Below are 1,632 nucleotides of genomic sequence, written 5' to 3'. Positions count from 1 at the left end.
ACGCGGACCGGCTCGTGCCGTCGGGCGGCGCGCAGGAGGTCCGGGTCCGCAAGGACGGCGGGACCGGGCAGGCCCGGGTCGTCTTCACCACCGGCTCCGTCGGCAAGGGCCTCGGCGAGGACGCCCGTCGGCTCGCGCACCTCTTCGCGGACTGGCGCCACGAGGTCTACGGGGACACCGGCACGGTCCGGGTCAGGACCGCCGACGGGACCCCCGACGGGACCGAGCTCGCGGCCCTTTCCTGGTGACCCCGGACATCTGGTTTGGAGCACCCCTCGGGACCAGGTAGTATTTTCTCTGTCAGCAAGCGCCGCTAGCTCAGTTGGTTAGAGCAGCTGACTCTTAATCAGCGGGTCCGGGGTTCGAGTCCCTGGCGGCGCACCTGATCTTCGGGCGGTTTCCGGTTCACCGGGAACCGCCCGAAGTGCTTTCCGGGCCGCTCCGGGGCGGCAGCCCCCGGCTGCCGGCCCCCAGCACCCACCCCCCCGGCCCGTCGCTCAGAGCGTGAGCGACAGCAGCAGCGGCGCGGCCTTTCCGGTTCAGCGCGTCGGCGGCCGCGCGCAGCCGGTGCGCGTGCTCGACCGGCATAGACAGCGCCAGGCAGCCCACGGCCGCCCCGGCCGTGATCGGCACCGCCGCGCAGACCGTGCCCACGGCGTACTCCTGGAGGTCCAGCACGGGCACGGTGGCCGGCTGGCTGTCCAGCTTCGAGAACAGGACCCGCTCGTTCACGATCGTCTTCGACGTCAGCCGGGCGATCTTGTGCCGGGACAGGTGGTCGCGCCGTCCGTTCTGGTCGAGCTGCGTCAGCAGGCACTTGCCCACCGCGCTGGCGTGCGCCGCCGAGCGGAAGTCGACCCACTCGTGGACCTTGGGCGTGCGCGGACTGTCCGCGAACTGGGTGATCCGGACCTCGCCGTCCACGTAGCGGCTGATGTAGACGGCCGCGCCGACCGAGTCGCGCAGCCGGTCGAGGGTGTCCTGGAGCTTCTCCTGGAGGGCCTGCTGCCGGTCGGAGCCGGATCCGAGCAGGACGAGGGAGTCCCCTATGGCGTAGGCGCCGTCGGAGACCTGGAGAACGTACCCTTCCCGGCGCAGCATGAGCAGCATCGGGGTGAGATGGACCGCGGGCAGGCCGGTCTCACGTGCGATCTGCACGTCGGTCACACCACCGGTGTGCCGCGAGATCGTTTCGAGTACGCGCAGTGCGTACTGCACCGAGTGGAACGGCGCGGTCGGCTCGGGCTTCAGCGCCACGGTTTCCCCCTACCAGGTTGTTACCGCTTGCTCTACCACGATAGCCATCAAGAGGCCCACGTGGAGCGTCTGTTGAGGAGATTGATGGCTTAATCAAGTCCGTCTGACCTGGTCTATTCGCCTGGCATATGCCGCCGTCATGGACCTGGCCCGGTCTGCCGGGAATGCCCGGCGGGTGGTCTCCGTTCCCCTTCTCCGTACGGGCGCCGTGTGGGGCGTACGAGCCGGACGGAACGGGAGCGACGAGGATGAGCGACACCGAGGGCACGGGCCACGGGGCCACGGGTCCCGAGGGTACGGGACGCGGCGCGACGCGACCGGAGGTTGCGGAACCCGGCGCGACGGGACCCGCCCCGGCACGGCACGCCGCCGCAG

At 70.6% G+C, this 1,632-nt stretch carries 1 protein-coding gene, 1 tRNA gene and 1 pseudogene; 2 read left to right on the top strand and 1 reads right to left on the bottom strand.

Annotated features, from left to right (window positions below; all coding sequences use genetic code 11):
• Both VR44_RS31205 and VR44_RS31200 read left to right on the top strand, forming a co-directional pair.
• Positions 1-248 (top strand): hypothetical protein (locus VR44_RS31205; protein WP_045950978.1); only part of this gene is annotated, 248 nt, incomplete at its 5' end.
• A 59-nt stretch (positions 249-307) separates the two neighbouring features.
• Positions 308-381: transfer RNA gene (locus tag VR44_RS31200), tRNA-Lys, on the top strand.
• 116 nt (positions 382-497) lie between these two features.
• On the opposite strand, the pseudogene VR44_RS31195 reads toward VR44_RS31200, so the two are convergent.
• A pseudogene (locus VR44_RS31195) lies at positions 498-1,257 on the bottom strand (IclR family transcriptional regulator).
• Positions 1,258-1,632 lie beyond the last annotated feature (375 nt).

This window comes from Streptomyces katrae, assembly GCF_000966975.1.
In the GTDB taxonomy this organism is placed as follows: domain Bacteria; phylum Actinomycetota; class Actinomycetes; order Streptomycetales; family Streptomycetaceae; genus Streptomyces; species Streptomyces katrae.
The sequence above is the reverse complement of the archived record's forward strand: the minus strand, read 5'-3'. Positions and strand labels throughout refer to the sequence as shown.